This is a genomic window from Pseudomonas sp. MF09150 (assembly GCF_059862355.1).
Window position 1 is genome coordinate 1 of the sequence record NZ_JCBCUS010000020.1, and the last position, 17,097, is coordinate 17,097.

A 17,097-nucleotide genomic window follows, 5' to 3' on the forward strand; every position below is an offset into this window, starting at 1 on the left:
GCGCTGACTAAGACCTTGATATTGCCCGACCTGGATCGTGGCGCGTTCTTCGACGCTGAGTTCTGTATAGGACATGGCGGCACCTTACCGGAGGGTGAGGTGTTGCACTCAGTTTTTGCGGCCGCCCTCTTTAACTCAGAAAATTGAGCTTAGGAGAAAATCATGAAAGCAATGACAGCAGTGAAAGCGTTTTGCGCCGCTTCGGTTTTGACCTTATCTTCATTAGCCATGGCTGAAGGAGGCGGTGACCGCGTGTATGGTCGGATGATGCAAGAAAACCAACAGGCGATGGAGCAATATGCCTTAAGAAATGGTAAGGCCGTCCCTGAAGTTGTTCATTATGAATATGGTATGAACCTCGATATTCAGAAGGTGATCAGTGTCACACAGGCCAACAAAAACTGTAGTGTTGCGCCTTCGCGCATGACCTATGAAGATTCGGCGGGCAAGCTTAATACCGTGGAATACAAGATTATGGGTACCGACTGCCCACATGGGAGTTAGCCCCTTAAGGTCATGTCTACATCAAATCATTCATTTACGCTTTTTAAGCATGCTTGCTGGTCGCTGACATAGAAGTAATTTTCAGGTCACGCTGAAGTTATCTTTTGTATGAAATTATGTCTGTCGGCACGTAGAGGGAATCCCTATGTGCCGGTGGCTTTTTATAATGATAAAAATATTTCATAAAGAAACTCTGCCAAGCAAAAGCCTGGAGTGTTAAATGAACAATAAAAGCTTTTATGGTCTTTCTCTCATTGCCCTTGGCATGAGCATGGGGCAAGTTGCAGTGGCCGTTGAGCAAAAACCTGAGGGGTTCATTGAAGGGAGCTCCCTTAGTCTTCTCAATCGTAATCTCTACTTCAATCGTGACAATCGAAAGGGCCAGTCAAGTCCCACAGGCAATGGTTACGCTGAAGAATGGGCTCATGGGATTATCGGGCGATTTGAGTCTGGCTTCACCCAAGGCACCGTCGGGTTCGGCATAGATGCATTTGCAATGGTAGGACTCAAGCTTGATTCGGGTGATGGGCGCTCGGGGGCTCGAAGCTCAGTGGATGTCATGCCCTACAACAGCAAAGGCCAACCTGAAGACTCTTACTCAAAAGTAGGCGGAGCCGCGAAGGCTCGCTTTATGGATACGGTGGTCAAAGTAGGAGATGTCTTTCCATCCACGCCTGTCGTGGCATATGGCGATTCTCGACTGCTGCCAGAGAGCTTTAAGGGGGCAACGTTCACCAACACCACCATTAAAGACCTGACCATTCAGGGGGGGCGGCTGCATGCGATGAGCCAACCCAACTCCAGCAGCATGCGTGACGGCTTTTCGACTTTCTATGCCGGTGCTGTTGATGCTCCATGGATTGCTTACCTTGGGGGCGATTACACCGTTAATGAGCATGTTGGTGTGAGTCTTTACGCCAGCCAATTTAAGGATGTTTGGAATCAGTATTACGCAGGCACTTCCCTGAGCTACCCGCTCTCAGAGAGCGTCGCGTTGATCGGTGGATTTAATTACTACCGCGCGGTCGACGAGGGTAAAAAACTCCTGGACAGCTTTGATAACAATATCTGGAGTGGCAAAGCCGGGGTTAAATTCGGCGTCCACACGGTGACCGTTGGCTATCAGCGCAGCAACGGCAATGACGACTTTGATTACCTGCGCCAATCGGACTCGATTTTTCTGGATAACTCCATCCAGTACAGCGACTTCAACTCACCGAAAGAGCAATCCTTGCAGCTTCGCTACGACCTGGATATGCAAGCGTTCGGCATCCCAGGCCTTAGCTTCATGACCCGCTACGCGAAGGGGTGGGACGCTGATTATTCCAACGCGAACAGCGTGTATATGCGTCGCGGAGCAGATGGAGCGCCATTGCAAGACCAAAAGCGTTGGGAGCGAGACATTGAGGCTAAGTACATCATCCAGTCAGGCTCTCTGAAGGACATGTCGCTGCGTGTTCGCCAAGCAACCACGCGTGCTACCGATTTCGAATCTGATTTGGATGAGGTCCGACTGATTGTCGAGTACCCACTGCAACTGCTTTAACGAGCGCTAACCTGCGGCACCAATTGTTCGACTACCAGGTACACCCCGTCTCCTTGTTTCTCCTTTGGTTTGGGAGGCGGCTTAGGCGCCCTAGTGGCGCCTTTTTTTGTGTGGATTGACATAAGTGCGGGACGTCCTGTTGTCAGTACCTGTGTTCGCCCCGCTTGGCAAACCTGCTGTCTAGGAGCTTTTGATCCGTTGACAGGCAATCTCCATTCATAACTGAGACTGAAGGTGCAGAGTCATCGTCGATATTCACTTCGACTGCGTGCGCATCGTTTAGCTGAGGGCGTTATAGAGTGGGGCTGGGGGGAACAGCAGGAGAGACGGCCAACAGTAGCTCATTGTCTTTGCGTGTTACTTGAGCGCGGAATGGACAGTATGTGTCCCGCTGCATGGCTATGTCGCTAACCACGCAGGGACAGGATTGAGGGGCCAGATTAGTTTCCGGGGTATTCAGCAATGACCTGGTCTGCGCCTGCTTTGGACAAACCGATTACCTGGTAAGCATCATGTTTTCCGTTGACTTCCATGCCCGGGGATCCAGCCGGCATGCCAGGAACGGCGATCCCGAGAAGGTCGTCACGTTTGCTCATCGCAATGATTTGCTCGGCGGGCACGTGACCTTCAACAAACTTTCCATTGATCATTGCTGTGTGGCAGGACGAGAGTCGTGGAGCAACACCGAGATCCTGCTTGACCGCGCTCATGTTGGTTTCTACATGATCAACGACGGTGAAGCCGTTAGCTTCAAGGTGCTGGATCCACTTCTTGCAGCATCCACAGTTAGCGTCACGATGGACGTCGATCGTCAGCGACTCTGCTGCATGACCAGCTGAACTGATAAACAGAGCCGCAAATGCAGCGAGGCGAAGTGCCCGACCGGGACGAAGAAAGTTATTTCGCATGGGTATGTTCCTTCCCATCAGCGTGGGTATGAGTTTTTGGCTGAGTGGCCGGAGTTGCAGGGGCGTCATGTGAAGCCTCCACAACCTGAGGATGGGCGTGTTCGGTACTTTCATCCTGAGAAGGCGCTTCGGCCGCCTCATGGGCATGAGCGCTGTTTCTCTCGCCATGATGGTCGCCTGCTTCGGCTATTTCTTCGCCTGTACCCGCATCATGATGCCCCGCGACAGCGCCTTTTTGGCCCTCATGCTGGCCTTCATGGTTATGCATTTTGCTCTCGCCGCCACCGTGTTGATGACCACCGCTGCTGGTTGCGAGAGCTTTGTATTGCTCTGCATCCATTGAAGGCAGCTGCTGGAGAAATGCGACCATTCCCCATATGTAGGGATCGGCCATGCTTTTACCCCAAGCGGGCATGCCTGTGGATTTGATTCCATGCTTGATGATCCAGAAAGCTGCGGCAGGGTTTCCATCAACGCCCAGTTTTGAAAGATTCGGAGGTGCGGGGTAAAGGCTATTACTTAACTCGGTTCCTTCAATACCCGGAGCGAGATGGCAACCGATGCACATAGAGTTGTAGTTGCCAGCACCTGCGCGGATTAGAGCTTCTTCGCTCAGGTCGGGGACTTTAATGTCGCGTGAGCGCACTTCGATCGAGCGATCCCGAGCGGTGGAAAGTAGCGCGTAAACGGGATCGGAGTGTGGTTCATCCGCCCCAACATTGATCACACCAAAATAAACCACGCCGGCACCTGTTATTGCGGCAACCACCCCGGCAGCAGTCAATGTTTTCAACGTTCTTTTCATGTCAGGCTCTTAAAACCACATCCGAATACCGGCGACAAATCGCGCCTCGTTCGCATGCTCTCCTTCATCGCTGGCCAGGTCTGCCGTATTGCCGTAGGAGCGGCTCCAGCTAACCCCAATGTAAGGGGCAAATTGGCGAACAATCTCATAACGCAATCGGAGCCCTACTTCGGTGTTTGCCAATCCAGACCCAATGCCGCGTTGAGGATCATTTTTTCCGTAAAAATTGGCTTCGGCCGTTGGCTGCAAGATCAGGCGATTGGTCAGCAGAATGTCGTAGTCGCCTTCCAATCTAGCAGCGGTTTGACCGTTCTCACCGATATAGGCAGTCGCTTCGGCTTCAAAGTTATAGAGGGCCATGCCCTGAATACCGAGCGCTCCCCAAGTTTGTGGTGATCCGGGCTTGAAGTCTTGTCGTACGCCGGTGACGACATCCCACCATGGACCGATGGAGTGCCCCCAAAGGGCTGAGAGTTCAGCGTTTTCCGTTACGCCATTGGTACGTTCGCCTTCCGAACGCAACCACAGTCGGTCAACGTCACCGCCGATCCATCCTTTTGCATCCCAGGCCAACGCACTACCGTTGTCAGCATCCTGGTACTCAAACTTATCCAGCAGCATGAAGGAGTTGACCTTCTTGTCGTGAACGCCATGACCAGCCACATCAGGGAACGCGGCTGCACGGTCAGCGTCGGTCAGTACAGGGATTGGAGTTCGGCTGGTGGTGGTAGCCCCTCCATCCATACTTTCCATACCGTCCATTGCTCCATTGTCCATGCTCATCTTGCTGTGATCCATTGCCCCCATCTTGCTATGGTCCATAGCTCCCATCGAGCCGCGATCCATCTTGGAGTGATCCATCTCTTCTGCCGCCTGGGCCATGAAAGAGAAAGCAGGACTGGTAGAGACTGCCAGTGCCATCAACGTTGGACGTAAAAACTTACTGGTCATGATCTCAATCTGCCTTTTTGGTTTTTTGGTCATGACCCATCGACTCATGGCTCATCTTGCTGTGATCCATTGATCCGTGATCGGGCTTTGATTCTTTTGTCGCAGTTGCAGGCTTGCTCGTTGGCTCCGCAGGAGTAGCAGGTGAATGAACACTACTATCCTCGACTGCCAGCGCCACGGACGAGAGTCCACCCATCAAGCCGACGGCAAAGAGGCAACCGACCAGCGATTTACGATTTAGGTATGTGCTCACAGATCGTCTCCTTTACTCATCAACCCGTACTTCACGGAACATGCCCATTTCCATATGGAAAAGCAGGTGGCAGTGATAGGCCCAGCGACCTAAGGCATCGGCGGTGACTCGATAGCTGCGCTTGGTACCTGGTGGCATGTCGATTGTGTGCTTGCGCACCATGAACTTGCCGTTTTCATCTTCAAGGTCGCTCCACATTCCGTGAAGGTGAATGGGGTGCGTCATCATGGTGTCGTTTACCAAGGTGATGCGAAGACGCTCCCCATACTTGAGACGAAGGGGCTCAGCGTCAGAAAATTTGATGCCGTTGAAGGACCAGGAAAACTTTTCCATGTGACCGGTCAGATGTAGCTCAATGGTGCGATTGGGCTCGCGGCCATCAGGGTCCTCGAAAGTGCTTTTCAGGTCTGAATAGGTGAGGACTCGACGACCATTGTTCCGCAAACCGATGCCTGGATCGTTTAGCTTTGGCGTCGGGGTCATGGCTTGCATATCAACCAAGGGGTTGTTGGTTTCGGAGGCTGGGTGAGTCTGCATTTCTCCACCCATACCGCCCATGCCAGCCATCTTGCTGTGGTCCATACCGGCCATGTTGGACATATCGCCTTTGTCCATGCCCGCCATCTTGCTATGGTCCATGCCAGCCATGTTGGCCATGTCGCCTTTGTCCATACCAGCCATCTTGCTGTGATCCATACCAGCCATGCTAGTCATATCACCGCCGTCCATGCCGGTCATCCCGGTCATGTCACTTTGGTCCATGCCCGCCATCTTGCTGTGATCCATGCCAGCCATGCCGGACATGTCGCCGCTGCCCATACCAGCCATGCTGCCATGGTCCATACCAGCCATACCGCCCATTCCCATGTCATCCATGGACAAAAGAGGCCTAGGGTCGATCGCAGGCACTTGTGCCTTTAATCCTTCGCGAACTGCGAGGGTTCCGCGTGCATACCCGGTTCTGTCCATAGACTGGGCGAAGATGGTGTAAGCCTCTTCACTGGCGGGCTCAACTATCACGTCATACGTTTCAGCTACGGCGATGCGGAATTCGTCGACGCTGACCGGTTTGACGTGTTGGCCGTCGGCGGCCACAACGGTCATTTTCAAGCCAGGAATTCGAACGTCGAAATAGCTCATCGCCGAGCCGTTAATAAAACGAAGGCGCAGCTTCTCACCTGGTTTGAAAATACCGGTCCAGTTACCGTTGGGCGCCTGGCCATTCATGAGGTAGGTGTAAGTATCTCCACTGACGTCTGCGAGGTCAGTGGGGTTCATTTTCATTTCTGCCCACATCTTTCGGTCGGCTACGGTAGATGACCAGCCTTGCTTGCTGACATCGTCGATGAAATCGCCAACGGTACGTTTGTGGTGGTTGTAGTAGTCAGATTGCTTCTTAAGCTTCGCCATGACGCGACTAGGATCTTCATCGGTCCAGTCAGTCAACATCACCACGTAGTCGCGGTTGTATTGAAAAGGTTCAGGTTCTTTCGAGTCGATAACGATTGGCCCGTAAACGCCTGCCTGCTCCTGTAAGCCCGAGTGGCTGTGATACCAATACGTACCGTTCTGATGGATCTTGAATTTGTACTCGTACATACCGTCGGGTGCGATGCCATGGAAGCTTAATCCGGGTACGCCGTCCATATTGGCCGGCAGGATGATCCCGTGCCAATGGATGGAAGTGTCCTGGTCCAAACGATTTTTCACACGCAGTGTGACTGTCTCTCCTTCGCGCCAACGCAGCAAGGGTCCTGGCAATGATCCATTGATGGTCATGGCCGTGCGCGGCGAGCCGGTGATGTTTACAGGGGTTTCACCAATAAACAGATCAAATTCGTTGCCGGTGAGGACGCTCGGCAAGCCTGGACTGGTCACTGCCCATACAGGAGTGCGCCACAGACCAAGGCCGCCAAGGATGCCACCGGCGGCCAGGCCTTTAACGAATGTCCGTCTAGAGGTTTTGGAATGCATGCCGTTTATTTCCAATCAGTCAAAAGGGAGCCGTTCAAAACAACCCGTGAGTTGGCAAGATGAGCTTCGCTTACCGTTAAAAAGACGAATTTTTACAGCAAGCGAGCTCAGAAATTGCCACATCTAAACCACCTTAGTGATTACATTTCTGTCAGGTTGGCCGCGTGCCTAATCGTTCAGCAGTTTTTATGATCCATCGCTTTCGCTTTGCTCTCAGCGACAGGCGGTTGAGAGCTCTGCGTTTGAGCTACCTGGTACGATTCCATCGAATTATTTTTGGCCAATTCCATACGTGCGAAAGTCCGATCACCACCGCCCTCAGCCATAGCCAAAGATGAAATGCTCAGAGCAGCGATGACGAACAAGGATTTGATAGTGTTCATTTGGGGTTTCCTCAGATCAGTACTGGCCGCCCCTGAATCCAATCGTGCATTGATTCGTAGCGGGTGAGCATTAGGCTCAATAGGACTATAAGGGTCACCCGCTGTCGGGAAGCTTAGGCCAATATTACAGTTGCGTCAGGTTGTGATATTTCTCTTGAAGAACATCGTATTTAGTCCTTAAGGTCTCGGTCTTCCAGCGCGCATCGATATTACTCACCAATAATATCAACGGGCGAACCTTTGTAGGTTTTCGTTACTCAAGGTGACTATGTCTTTGAACCTCTATTGGTCGGAGATGTGAATCCGGAGGTATCGCGTAGTAAATAAGTGAGCTTGTTGAGGATTATTGCTTGAGTATTAGTTTCGAAAAAGCGGTCGGCGTAGCGGAAAGAGCTTTGAATCTTCGTAGCCAAAGAGCCGAAATCCTGAGTAACAACATCGCAAATGCTGATACGCCGAACTACAAGGCCCGAGATTTAGATTTTTCTACTGTGCTCGCCCGCGAAATAGAAAAAACACCTGCCACTCTATTTTCTTTGGAAACAACAAATGTAAAACACATTGCCGGAATAGAATCCGTAAGCGATATTTATGGAATTAGTTTGCTTTACAGTACACCGGCTCAACCTGCCATTGACCAAAATACTGTCGATCAGCAGGTTGAGGTCGCAAAGTACACAGAAAATGGAATACGTTTCGACGCCGCTTTTACTCGGTTGAATGGAGCATTCAAAGGTTTGCTCAAAGCTCTGCGAGGTGATTAGTAGCGCAGGGGCTTGCGAGCGGTAATTGTGGTCGACGCTGCTATGGTATCCCTGAATGTTCACCAAGTGGATCCCCCCTGCAACGGGCGTCTGACCAGGGGCAGCTGTCAGCGCTTCAAGCGCTGATCTGGCAAGGAAAACCTACCGCCTCGACAGCTTTACGAATCTGCTCTGGGCTTTCGCTGCTTTCAACTCTCACCTTACCGGCTGACCGATCCACGGAAACCGTAGCTTCGTTATCCATTGACTGAATCGCCTTGGTGATTTTGCTGACGCAACTGCCGCAACCAATGCCGGAAACATTTAAAACGAACATGGTTTTTTACCTCTCAAGCTGAGCGGTTTCTTTTCGCCGCACCAACAGCATCGACGTTGACACGATGGCAAGGTCAACAGTTATCTGTTTCGGGTTGTGACCGTCATTGTGATGGGTAGTTGGGCAGACTTGACCACTCGTTTGCATTTGACCTGACCAACCATTTGCAGCGTATTCGACTTTGGCCATCGCCGGCAGAGAACGGTTAGAGGCGGACATTACAGCTCCTCTCGCTCCTCGCTCGCACTTGAGGCCTCTTTTCTGCCAGGGACTGTAGATGCTCTCTCCGCTCTATGATCTTGCATAGGCATAGGGGGTATGCCTATCATGCGCAATACATAGGTAGGGGGGGTATCCCATGGGCCATATTGCAGCAAACAAAGAAAATCTTCTCAAACGCGTAAAACGCATAGCCGGACAAATCCAAGCCGTTGAACGAGCATTGGAATCGGATCTCGATTGCGCAAAAACATTACACCTTGTTGCTGCCACTCGCGGAGCAATCAACGGCTTAATGGAGGAAATCATCGAGGACCACGCGCGGGAGCATGTCGCGAACCCTGCGCTCAGCGAAGAAGAGCGTAACAGGGGCGTCGAAGAGCTTCTTGAAGCCATTCGCCGTTACGCTAAGTGAACGCATCTAGGTACACACTCATGAGCAACACCAACATCAATTACACACACGACCACGTGTTCCTTGGCTCAGCGCACGACGAAAATGCCAAGCGTACGCTTTGGGTTGTGGCACTGACGGTGCTGATGATGGTCGGCGAGATCACCGCCGGCTATATTACGGGTTCGATGGCGTTACTGGCCGATGGCTTCCACATGGCAACCCATGCCGGCGCATTAGGCATCGCGGCGGCCGCTTACGGATATGCAAAACGCCATGCTTCCAGCGAGCGCTACAGTTTCGGTACCGGAAAGGTTGGAGACTTGGGCGGATTCGCCTCGGCACTGGTTCTCGGTATGGTCTCCCTGGGAATTGGCATTGAGTCTGTCATGCGCCTCTTGCAGCCAACGGAAGTTCAGTTCGGCACCGCTACGCTCATCGCGATTACCGGTTTGATTGTCAACATTGTCAGTGCGTTGTTGCTGGGCCACGGGCACAGTCATGAGCACGACCATGATGATCATGCCCATGCCCATGCCCATGCCCGTCACGGGAACGACAACAACCTGAAATCTGCGTACGTCCACGTTATCGCGGACGCGTTCACTTCAGTTCTGGCCATTGCGGCACTGCTCGCCGGGCGTTATCTCGGTTGGGTTTGGCTGGATCCGGTCATGGGTATCATCGGCGCCATTGTTATCGCGCGTTGGGCCTGGACCTTGATGGGGGGCACCGCAGGTGTGCTGCTGGATCAGACAGATGCGCACGTTGCCGAGGAAATCCGCGAACTGGTTGAGAAGCCGGGGGATGCCATCATCACTGACTTGCATGTCTGGCGGATTGGGCCGCAAGCCCATGCGGCCATCGTCAGCGTCGTTGGTAAGGCCACTGCGAACGCCGACAGCATTCGTGAACGTCTCAAGCCGGTTCACGAAGTCAGCCATCTGACGGTCGAGTTTCGACCGGCCTGATTCAGAGCCTGCCCTCCATTGTCTCCAAAGGAACCCGCAATGCCACCAGGGAAACGCGAACTGGCGCGGATAGAACGCCGGTTGATTACCAGGCTCACCGAAGCGTGTGAAACAGCAAAAGGTGAAATCAAAGGCTTTATCTGGCTCACCCATACCGCTGACCTCAACGCGCTGGCTGAAACCCTGAAGGTCATCTGGGTATTCGAAACCTTGGCGGATAGAAAGCTCGCCTTGTTTGACGCGAAGGCGCGCATCTTTGAGCTGACGGCTATCGCGTTGAAGGAGGCCGACATCGTCCTGACCCCTTCAGACCACAGCGTCCACTTCGACTCTGAGGAGGAGTGTCAGCGAACTCACGGAGGTTACTGGAACACCCGCCTGACTCAATACGTGTGTCCAAAGGTGGCTGACAATGGCTAAAGAAATCGAGAATCCCTGCATCTCAGTTTGTCAACTCAGTGGTGATCTGTGTATGAGCTGTGGGCGAAGCAAGGAAGACATCAGAAAATGGAAACGCATGAAGCGGCCTGAAAAAATGGCCGCTGTGCAAAGGGCGAGTGTGCGCTTGAAGGACTGAAGAAAACACATGGGTAGTCCCTTGCCCAGATTTACCGCTTTGGGTCGTTATGAGCCCCTCAGCTTTGATGTCTGGTTGGTCAAATTCTCAATCACAGATCAGTCAAATGCGAATGACTGGTCAGGTTCTATGCAAACGCATGGCAAGTGCGCTGCAATTTTGAAGTTCAGTCAATTCGGGTATTCCTCAGTCTCAATGCATTGAAAACTACAGATGCAGAACTGACGCTCATGGCTATGGCAGCGATCATTGGCGACAAGAGGTGTCCCGTCAGTGGATAGAGCAAGCCTGCGGCAAGGGGGATACCCATCGAGTTGTAAAGAAAGGCGAAACCCAAGTTTTGCCGCATGTTTTTTACTGTTGCGACCGAAAGAGCCCTTGCTCGCAAAATCCCCATCAGGTCGCCTTTTACTAGCGTGAGTTGCGCGCTATTCATCGCAACGTCAGTCCCTGTCCCCATGGCAATGCCCACATCTGCTCGCGCCAGGGCTGGTGCATCGTTGATACCGTCACCGGCCATGGCGACCTTCCGGCCGTTTTGCTGAAGGTCTGCGACCAGACGCTCCTTGTCCTGAGGTTTCACTTCACCGTGGACTTCTTCAATCCCCATCTCCCTGGCGACAGCCCGAGCGGTGGTGAGCCCGTCGCCAGTAGCCATGATGATTTTGATGTCATCAGCCTTGAGCTTGGTGACTGCTTCTTTGGAGGTCGGCTTAATCGGATCTGATACTGCCAACAACCCTGCCAATACCCCGTCGACTGCGAGGTAGATGATGCTGATGCCGTCAAGTCGCAACAACTCTGCACGCTTTTGTAGGGGCTTGGTGCTGACACCTGCGGCTTCCATCAACGCGGTGTTCCCCAGTTGGATCTTCTTGCCATCAACGATGCCACTGACCCCGATACCTGAACCAGACTCAAAGGATCCTGGCTTGGTGAGCTTAATGTTCTCGGTTCGGGCGTGATCGACGATTGCATGAGCCAAGGGATGTTCGCTGCCCTGATCAAGGCTGGCAGCAAGCTGAAGAACATCGTGGGGATTGAAACTGGGTGTGGCCTCCACACTGTGAAACACTGGCCGTCCCTCTGTCAGGGTGCCTGTCTTATCGACAATCAGTGTGTCGATCTTGCATAGGTTTTCGATGGCACTGGCATCCCTGAACAGCACGCCCATGCTGGCTGCTTTACCTGTCGAAACCATGATCGACATGGGCGTAGCAAGACCCAACGCACAGGGGCAAGCGATGATCAGCACGGCGACAGCGTTGATCAGACCAAACACCCAGCTGGGCTCAGGGCCAAAAAGCCCCCAACCAACAAATGTCAGTATCGCAATCGCGATAACACCCATCACAAAGTAGCCGGCAATCGAGTCGGCCATTCGTTGCATTGGTGCTTTGGATCGCTGAGCCCGAGCGACCATCTGTACGATCTGTGACAGCATGGTCTCGGCGCCGACCTTCTGCGCCTCCATTACTAAGCTCCCATGTGTATTGAGCGTGGCACCGATCAGACTATCTCCAGCTCTCTTCATTACCGGCACTGGTTCGCCAGTAAGCATGGACTCATCCACCGCACTTTCACCTTCCAGTACTGAGCCATCAACTGGAACCTTTTCACCGGGTCTGACCCGTAGATGGTCTCCAAGGTGGACATGGGTGAGAGGAATGTCTTCTTCCTGTCCATCGGTATTGATCCGGCGTGCTGTCTTGGGCGACAGGCCGAGAAGGGACTTGATGGCGGCGGAGGTTTGCGATCGTGCTTTGAGCTCAAGAATCTGCCCAAGCAAGGTGAGTGAGATGATGACCGCTGCGGCTTCGAAGTAGACGCCGATGCGTCCATCTTGCATGAAGGTGGCCGGAAAGCTTTGAGGTAAGAGCGTTGCCATGACGCTGTAAAGGTATGCTGCGGCGGTACCCAACCCAATCAGTGTCCACATATTTGGGCTGCGATTTCTAATAGATGCTATGCCTCTGACAAAAAAAGGCCAACCTGCCCACAAGGTCACCGGTGTCGCCAGAGCCAGCTCGATCCAGTTTTGGATCGGGCCATGGAAAAGTTGTAACGTGTGTCCCGCCATGGCGAGCAAGGTCACTATCACGGTTAATGGCAGCGACCACCAAAAGCGGCGGGCGAAATCCCGGAGTTCAGGATTTTCTTCTTCATCGAGCGCGGGTATGACCGGCTCTAATGTCATGCCACATTTAGGGCAGTTGCCGGGTCCGGGCTGGCGTATTTCCGGGTGCATCGGACAGGTAAACTCAGTGCCTGTTTGTACCGCAGGCTCTGGAGTGGTGACGCGGGACTCGGCGCTCGAAACATTACTGCTGAAGCGTTCAGGATCAGCTCGAAACTTCTCCTGGCATTTCAGGCTACAGAATTGATACTTCTGTCCCTGATAAGACTCACCAAATTTACTTGATGAAGTGACTGCCATTCCGCACACCGGGTCACGTAGATCATCGTCATTTAGCGGAGCAGCATGGGCGTGACTGTGGTCGTGGTGGCTCGATATGTTAGGCATGTCTATTTCCCTTCTTTGTCCTTGTGGGTTGCTGCCTGATCGCCATGGCTATGTCCGCCATGGCTATGTCCAAAAAAATGCATTAATGGACAGATCAACAGAATCAGATAAGGCCAAAATGGATAAACGTGGCTGAAATGCTCCCGCAACACGTAGAAGGCACCAATCGCAATGAGCATGATTAGGACAACGCCTGTTTTGCGCCTCCAATATGGTGCGGTGGTGTTTCCATCCAGGCGCTGATGGTTACTCATGATCTAAGCCTCACTGTGTACTCTGCAACAGAGCGTAGCCAACTCCTGTGTCGAAGCGGTGGGAGAAGCCGGCTTAGGCTTATTTCAGGTCAAACTGACCGACCATTCCCGATTGGTAATGTCCGGGCACATTGCAGGCAAACTGAAGGCCTGTGCTGTTGTTGAAGGTCCAGATCAGCTCTTGGGTTGCGCCAGGCTCAATCAGGACGCTGTTCGGGTCGTTGTGCTCCATTCCGACCATCTTCATTCCACCCATGCTGTGGCTCATACCGCTCATCGTTTTTCCGGTACCGGTGGGGTTAAGCGTCCCGTTCTGGAACATGCTTGCCATTTCTTTTTGGTGTGCTGCATGAGCAGAGGCTTTGCCGATGTTGAACTCGTGCAGCAGCGAACCATCATTGCGAAGGACAAATCGAATGGTTTCACCAGGCTTAACGTCGATGCTTTCAGGTTTGAAGAAAATATCGCCCATCTCGACCTCCACCGTACGAGTAACCTGAGAGGCGACTCCAGGCTGGCCGATGTCCTCTTTCCCATGCCCTGCGCTGGCCATAGCCGTAGCACCGAAGAGGAGAGTGATTGCTGCGATGACAGGGGTAACGAGCTTAGCTTTCATAGTGACCTCGAGAGTAAGAGGAGTGGGAGCACTGGCTATGCTAAAGACATGGAGCTGCCAGTTAACTGACCTGAACACTACATTTCTGTCAGTTTTCAAAAAAGCACGGCGTCCAAATGACGCCGTATTTAACGTTACTGTTCAAAAAGCCCATTGGAAGCCGGTTTTCACTGATGATTCTCTGAAAGCATCAATTTGTGCTCGCGCTGCATTTGGTTCAAAACGTCATCGACGATTTTGTCGTGCTTTTCCATCCAGGCGAGGTGCTGCTGAGGAGACATTGAGGCGTCTGGATGATCTTTATGGAGTTGGCTCATGAGCTCTCCCAGCATCTTCATATGCTCAGTCATGTGGACATGACGCTGACCTTCAGGAGCGTTTTCAGCTTGTATCAGGACAGCTTCTGCCTTGTTGCGCAGACCCTCCATACGCTCTATAACCCGGTCTCCGCCACTTTCAGCCCATACAGAAGCTGAGACGAGTATTGAGCTCACAAAAAACAGAATTTTCAGGCGATTCATGGGGCAACTCCTTATGGAATTGTTTTCCGGCTCCTAAACGTTTCATGCTGAAGAGTCGGTCGAGCACTAGGAAGTACTCATGCTTGAACCCTAGACAGCGCTCGCTGACATCTACCTGAAGCCAATATTACTTTTCTGTCAGTTGCTGGTTGGCTGCCGGTTTTCGTTGCAGACTCCGCTTCATCACTATCAGAGAACGACCTCATGAGACTTCTTGTCGCTGAAGACGAACCAAAAATAGGTATCTATTTGCAGCAAGGACTCACCGAGGCGGGGTTCAATGTTGATCGTTTTACTAATGGAAAAGAGGCGCTTCAGCACGCTTTGAGCGAAGCGTATGACCTGTTGATTCTCGACGTCATGATGCCTGGATTGGATGGCTGGGAAGTTCTGCAGAAGGTTCGCGCTTCCGGGAAAGACGTCCCCGTACTCTTTCTCACAGCGAGAGACCGCGTTGAAGATCGAGTTAAAGGACTTGAACTCGGCGCAGATGACTACCTGATCAAACCCTTCGCATTTTCTGAATTGCTTGCTCGAGTCAGAACGTTGCTGCGTCGCGGTAACAGCGCGCCTTCGCAAACCTACATGAAATTGGCTGATCTGGAGGTGGACCTACTCAAGCGTCGGGCCATTCGTGCAGGTAAGCGCATCGACCTTACGGCCAAAGAGTTTGCGTTGCTTGAGCTGTTGCTGCGACGTCGTGGGGAGGTGCTGCCAAAGTCACTTATCGCTTCCCAGGTTTGGGATATGAACTTCGATAGCGACACCAACGTTATCGAGGTTGCGGTTAGACGGTTGAGGGCCAAGATAGATGACGACTTTGAGGTCAAGTTGATTCATACCTCGAGGGGAATGGGTTACATGCTAGACGCGCCTGATTCGGAGTCGGAATGAATCGGATGTCCCTGACAACTCGCATGAGTCTGATGTTCATGCTCGCGGTAACGGCCGTGCTTACGGTCGCCGGACTTAGTTTCAACAACCTCAGTCGGCATCACTTTAAGATGCTGGATCAGCAGGCATTGAACGAAAAGCTCCACTCGACCCAGAGAATTTTGTCCGGGTTGAACACCATCGATCAATTCAGCGAATTTAAGCCTGAGCTGGAAGCGCTGCTGGGTGCTCACCGGGATTTGACGGCCCTAATAATCGATGGTGAAGGCAAGCTGCTGTTCGCAGATCCCGGTCCGGTAGATATTCCGAAGGAGTTCCGCACAACCACAAACAACAACGTCTGGGAGTGGCGGGAGCAAGAGCAGATGTTCCGTGGCGTGACAGCACAAGCCGTTGTGACGGGGCAAGACAAGCCGTTGACAGTCATTTTGATCTTTGACGTTACTCAGCATATGTCCTTTTTCGAGACGCTTGAGCGCTGGTTTTGGATAGGGCTGGTAATTAGCGCGCTGGTCAGTGCGGCGCTTGGCTGGATGGTAGCAAGCAGTGGCATGCGGCCTATTCGCCAGGTCACGCGGGTCGCCGCCTCTATGTCAGCAAAATCACTAAAAGAGCGCATCCCTTTAGCGCCTGTTCCTAAAGAACTTCAGCAAATGGTGCTGTCCTTTAACGCAATGCTGTCCAGACTCGACGATGCATTTGTCCGGTTATCGAATTTTTCCGCAGACATTGCCCACGAACTACGGACTCCTGTAAGCAACTTGATGACCCACACCGAAGTCGTGCTTTCAAGAAAAAGGAATATAGAAGACTACGAAGACAACCTGTACTCAAATCTTGATGACTTGAAGCGTATGAGTCGGATGATTGATGACATGCTATTTCTGGCGAAGTCAGACAATGGTCTGATCACCCACGAGAACAAACCAATAGATTTGGTGGAAGTCGTGGAGAAACTGCTTGAATACTACCGTCTTTTGGCAGATGAGCGAGGGATAGAACTGAAGGTTTCAGGAAGGGGCAGCGTCCGAGGCGATGTCCTTATGCTCCACAGAGCTATATCTAACCTGCTCTCTAATGCGCTTCGCTACACCTCGGAAGGGAAGATGATCAGTGTCGAAATCCTCCAGAAGGAGATGTCGGTATTGGTCGTCGTGGAGAACCAGGGTGAACCCATTGCCCCCGAACATCTTGAAAAGCTCTTCGATCGTTTTTATCGCGTGGACCCAGCGCGCAGGGAAGGAAGCCCAAGCAACGCAGGGCTAGGTTTGTCGATTACCCGATCAATTATTGAGGCGCATGATGGCAAAATCTGGTGTACGTCATGTGACGGTAAAACGGCCTTTCATCTCGAGTTTCCTAGTGTTGACTTGCAGGTCAGCTGAGCAATGCCGCATTTGTGATCAACGGCGTTAGCGCGACTTGGGCCTGCATCCAGTTTCGTAATTTTTTGAATGAGTGAATACCCCAGTATTTGCGGCGTGCGGTCTCGTTTCTAAGACTTGCGACCTTCGCCAATTCGATCCCAAACAGCGTGTCAAGCTGACTGAAATGTAATCGAACAGTTTGCGTTCGTGTGGCATCGTGTTCTTGCACTGTGACGTTGGGGCTTAGCGAGATTTTCGTGTTCAACCTGCACTAGAGATGGAAGCTCCGAGTTAACCATCAGTGGTTTTAAATTGAAAATTACAAACTAGTTCTTCCCAAACAAACCTCAAATCAA

The 17,097-nt window shown here is 52.2% G+C and carries 20 protein-coding genes and 1 pseudogene; 9 read left to right on the plus strand and 12 right to left on the minus strand.

Features of this window, described 5'->3' with window-relative positions; translation table 11 throughout:
• Positions 1-171: 171 nt before the first annotated feature.
• Both AC19YX_RS34525 and AC19YX_RS34530 read left to right on the plus strand, forming a co-directional pair.
• Positions 172-504 (plus strand): DUF2790 domain-containing protein, encoded by a 333-nt coding sequence (locus AC19YX_RS34525; protein ID WP_042561925.1) that lies wholly within the window; start codon positions 172-174, stop codon positions 502-504.
• A 220-nt stretch (positions 505-724) separates the two neighbouring features.
• Positions 725-2,050 (plus strand): OprD family porin, encoded by a 1,326-nt coding sequence (locus AC19YX_RS34530; RefSeq protein WP_042556881.1) that lies wholly within the window; start codon positions 725-727, stop codon positions 2,048-2,050.
• Positions 2,051-2,490: 440 nt separating this feature from the next.
• On the opposite strand, the gene AC19YX_RS34535 is transcribed toward AC19YX_RS34530, so the two are convergent.
• The 6 genes from AC19YX_RS34535 to AC19YX_RS34560 all read right to left on the minus strand — a co-directional run bounded on the left by AC19YX_RS34535 (position 2,491) and on the right by AC19YX_RS34560 (position 7,324).
• On the minus strand, positions 2,491-2,958 hold the full coding sequence (locus AC19YX_RS34535) for a DUF411 domain-containing protein (protein WP_042561924.1): 468 nt from the start codon (positions 2,956-2,958) through the stop codon (positions 2,491-2,493).
• Complete coding sequence (locus AC19YX_RS34540; protein WP_080963326.1) at positions 2,948-3,763, minus strand: c-type cytochrome; 816 nt, start codon at positions 3,761-3,763, stop codon at positions 2,948-2,950. The genes AC19YX_RS34535 and AC19YX_RS34540 overlap by 11 nt, the downstream gene beginning before the upstream one ends.
• A 9-nt stretch (positions 3,764-3,772) precedes the next feature.
• A complete protein-coding gene (locus AC19YX_RS34545; protein WP_042556880.1) occupies positions 3,773-4,747 on the minus strand; it encodes a copper resistance protein B in 975 nt (324 codons plus the stop codon).
• Complete coding sequence (locus AC19YX_RS34550) at positions 4,719-4,967, minus strand: hypothetical protein (protein ID WP_176393382.1); 249 nt, start codon at positions 4,965-4,967, stop codon at positions 4,719-4,721. The genes AC19YX_RS34545 and AC19YX_RS34550 overlap by 29 nt, the downstream gene beginning before the upstream one ends.
• Before the next feature lie 12 nt (positions 4,968-4,979).
• Positions 4,980-6,941, minus strand: a complete 1,962-nt coding sequence (locus AC19YX_RS34555; protein ID WP_042556879.1) for a copper resistance system multicopper oxidase — start codon at positions 6,939-6,941, stop codon at positions 4,980-4,982.
• 176 nt (positions 6,942-7,117) lie between these two features.
• The gene (locus AC19YX_RS34560; protein WP_042556878.1) at positions 7,118-7,324 is read right to left on the minus strand and encodes a co-regulatory protein PtrA N-terminal domain-containing protein; all 207 of its coding nucleotides are present in this window, start codon (positions 7,322-7,324) and stop codon (positions 7,118-7,120) included.
• A 350-nt stretch (positions 7,325-7,674) separates the two neighbouring features.
• Here AC19YX_RS34560 and flgB point away from each other — a divergent pair, with 350 nt between their 5' ends.
• Complete coding sequence (gene flgB / locus AC19YX_RS34565) at positions 7,675-8,088, plus strand: flagellar basal body rod protein FlgB (protein WP_042556877.1); 414 nt, start codon at positions 7,675-7,677, stop codon at positions 8,086-8,088.
• A gap of 115 nt (positions 8,089-8,203) precedes the next feature.
• On the opposite strand, the gene AC19YX_RS34570 is transcribed toward flgB, so the two are convergent.
• Complete coding sequence (locus tag AC19YX_RS34570; RefSeq protein WP_080895979.1) at positions 8,204-8,404, minus strand: heavy-metal-associated domain-containing protein; 201 nt, start codon at positions 8,402-8,404, stop codon at positions 8,204-8,206.
• A 6-nt stretch (positions 8,405-8,410) separates the two neighbouring features.
• Positions 8,411-8,623, minus strand: a complete 213-nt coding sequence (locus AC19YX_RS34575; RefSeq protein WP_140396035.1) for a hypothetical protein — start codon at positions 8,621-8,623, stop codon at positions 8,411-8,413.
• A 139-nt stretch (positions 8,624-8,762) separates the two neighbouring features.
• On the opposite strand from AC19YX_RS34575, the gene AC19YX_RS34580 reads away from it, so the two are divergent.
• The 4 genes and pseudogenes from AC19YX_RS34580 to AC19YX_RS34595 all read left to right on the plus strand — a co-directional run bounded on the left by AC19YX_RS34580 (position 8,763) and on the right by AC19YX_RS34595 (position 10,582).
• Positions 8,763-9,038: a metal/formaldehyde-sensitive transcriptional repressor gene (locus AC19YX_RS34580; RefSeq protein WP_042556876.1), complete on the plus strand. Its 276-nt coding sequence runs from the start codon at positions 8,763-8,765 to the stop codon at positions 9,036-9,038.
• Between the two features lie 20 nt (positions 9,039-9,058).
• Positions 9,059-9,988: a CDF family Co(II)/Ni(II) efflux transporter DmeF gene (gene dmeF / locus AC19YX_RS34585; protein ID WP_500607998.1), complete on the plus strand. Its 930-nt coding sequence runs from the start codon at positions 9,059-9,061 to the stop codon at positions 9,986-9,988.
• A gap of 39 nt (positions 9,989-10,027) precedes the next feature.
• Complete coding sequence (locus AC19YX_RS34590) at positions 10,028-10,408, plus strand: hypothetical protein (RefSeq protein ID WP_042556874.1); 381 nt, start codon at positions 10,028-10,030, stop codon at positions 10,406-10,408.
• Positions 10,401-10,582: pseudogene (locus AC19YX_RS34595) on the plus strand (DUF1289 domain-containing protein). The gene AC19YX_RS34590 and the pseudogene AC19YX_RS34595 overlap by 8 nt, the downstream one beginning before the upstream one ends.
• Before the next feature lie 149 nt (positions 10,583-10,731).
• Here the strand turns inward: AC19YX_RS34595 and AC19YX_RS34600 are convergent.
• The 4 genes from AC19YX_RS34600 to AC19YX_RS34615 all read right to left on the minus strand — a co-directional run bounded on the left by AC19YX_RS34600 (position 10,732) and on the right by AC19YX_RS34615 (position 14,480).
• Positions 10,732-13,089, minus strand: coding sequence for a heavy metal translocating P-type ATPase (locus AC19YX_RS34600; RefSeq protein ID WP_080895977.1), 2,358 nt, complete (start codon positions 13,087-13,089; stop codon positions 10,732-10,734).
• A 2-nt stretch (positions 13,090-13,091) separates the two neighbouring features.
• Positions 13,092-13,343: a DUF2933 domain-containing protein gene (locus AC19YX_RS34605; RefSeq protein WP_080895976.1), complete on the minus strand. Its 252-nt coding sequence runs from the start codon at positions 13,341-13,343 to the stop codon at positions 13,092-13,094.
• 79 nt (positions 13,344-13,422) lie between these two features.
• Positions 13,423-13,959: a cupredoxin domain-containing protein gene (locus AC19YX_RS34610; protein ID WP_042556872.1), complete on the minus strand. Its 537-nt coding sequence runs from the start codon at positions 13,957-13,959 to the stop codon at positions 13,423-13,425.
• A 167-nt stretch (positions 13,960-14,126) separates the two neighbouring features.
• Positions 14,127-14,480 (minus strand): co-regulatory protein PtrA N-terminal domain-containing protein, encoded by a 354-nt coding sequence (locus tag AC19YX_RS34615; protein ID WP_042556871.1) that lies wholly within the window; start codon positions 14,478-14,480, stop codon positions 14,127-14,129.
• Positions 14,481-14,684: 204 nt separating this feature from the next.
• Between AC19YX_RS34615 and AC19YX_RS34620 the strand changes: the two genes are divergently transcribed.
• Together AC19YX_RS34620 and AC19YX_RS34625 are read left to right on the plus strand one after the other, a co-directional pair.
• Positions 14,685-15,374 carry a heavy metal response regulator transcription factor gene (locus AC19YX_RS34620; protein ID WP_042556870.1) on the plus strand — a complete coding sequence of 230 codons (690 nt, stop codon included), beginning with the start codon at positions 14,685-14,687 and terminating at the stop codon, positions 15,372-15,374.
• The gene (locus AC19YX_RS34625) at positions 15,371-16,759 is read left to right on the plus strand and encodes a heavy metal sensor histidine kinase (protein WP_042556869.1); all 1,389 of its coding nucleotides are present in this window, start codon (positions 15,371-15,373) and stop codon (positions 16,757-16,759) included. Before AC19YX_RS34620 ends, AC19YX_RS34625 begins: the two co-directional genes overlap by 4 nt.
• The last annotated feature ends 338 nt before the right edge of the window (positions 16,760-17,097 follow it).

Excerpts from the sequence above, each read along its gene's own strand:
- AC19YX_RS34525 (WP_042561925.1), top strand. The coding sequence starts at position 172 with ATGACAGCAGTGAAAGCGTTTTGCGCCGCTTCGGTTTTGACCTTATCT.
- AC19YX_RS34530 (WP_042556881.1), top strand. The coding sequence starts at position 725 with ATGAACAATAAAAGCTTTTATGGTCTTTCTCTCATTGCCCTTGGCATG.
- AC19YX_RS34535 (WP_042561924.1), bottom strand. The coding sequence starts at position 2,958 with ATGCGAAATAACTTTCTTCGTCCCGGTCGGGCACTTCGCCTCGCTGCA.
- AC19YX_RS34540 (WP_080963326.1), bottom strand. The coding sequence starts at position 3,763 with ATGAAAAGAACGTTGAAAACATTGACTGCTGCCGGGGTGGTTGCCGCA.
- AC19YX_RS34545 (WP_042556880.1), bottom strand. The coding sequence starts at position 4,747 with ATGACCAAAAAACCAAAAAGGCAGATTGAGATCATGACCAGTAAGTTT.
- AC19YX_RS34555 (WP_042556879.1), bottom strand. The coding sequence starts at position 6,941 with ATGCATTCCAAAACCTCTAGACGGACATTCGTTAAAGGCCTGGCCGCC.
- AC19YX_RS34560 (WP_042556878.1), bottom strand. The coding sequence starts at position 7,324 with ATGAACACTATCAAATCCTTGTTCGTCATCGCTGCTCTGAGCATTTCA.
- AC19YX_RS34570 (WP_080895979.1), bottom strand. The coding sequence starts at position 8,404 with ATGTTCGTTTTAAATGTTTCCGGCATTGGTTGCGGCAGTTGCGTCAGC.
- AC19YX_RS34575 (WP_140396035.1), bottom strand. The coding sequence starts at position 8,623 with ATGTCCGCCTCTAACCGTTCTCTGCCGGCGATGGCCAAAGTCGAATAC.
- AC19YX_RS34580 (WP_042556876.1), top strand. The coding sequence starts at position 8,763 with ATGGGCCATATTGCAGCAAACAAAGAAAATCTTCTCAAACGCGTAAAA.
- dmeF (WP_500607998.1), top strand. The coding sequence starts at position 9,059 with ATGAGCAACACCAACATCAATTACACACACGACCACGTGTTCCTTGGC.
- AC19YX_RS34590 (WP_042556874.1), top strand. The coding sequence starts at position 10,028 with ATGCCACCAGGGAAACGCGAACTGGCGCGGATAGAACGCCGGTTGATT.
- AC19YX_RS34600 (WP_080895977.1), bottom strand. The coding sequence starts at position 13,089 with ATGCCTAACATATCGAGCCACCACGACCACAGTCACGCCCATGCTGCT.
- AC19YX_RS34605 (WP_080895976.1), bottom strand. The coding sequence starts at position 13,343 with ATGAGTAACCATCAGCGCCTGGATGGAAACACCACCGCACCATATTGG.
- AC19YX_RS34610 (WP_042556872.1), bottom strand. The coding sequence starts at position 13,959 with ATGAAAGCTAAGCTCGTTACCCCTGTCATCGCAGCAATCACTCTCCTC.
- AC19YX_RS34615 (WP_042556871.1), bottom strand. The coding sequence starts at position 14,480 with ATGAATCGCCTGAAAATTCTGTTTTTTGTGAGCTCAATACTCGTCTCA.
- AC19YX_RS34620 (WP_042556870.1), top strand. The coding sequence starts at position 14,685 with ATGAGACTTCTTGTCGCTGAAGACGAACCAAAAATAGGTATCTATTTG.
- AC19YX_RS34625 (WP_042556869.1), top strand. The coding sequence starts at position 15,371 with ATGAATCGGATGTCCCTGACAACTCGCATGAGTCTGATGTTCATGCTC.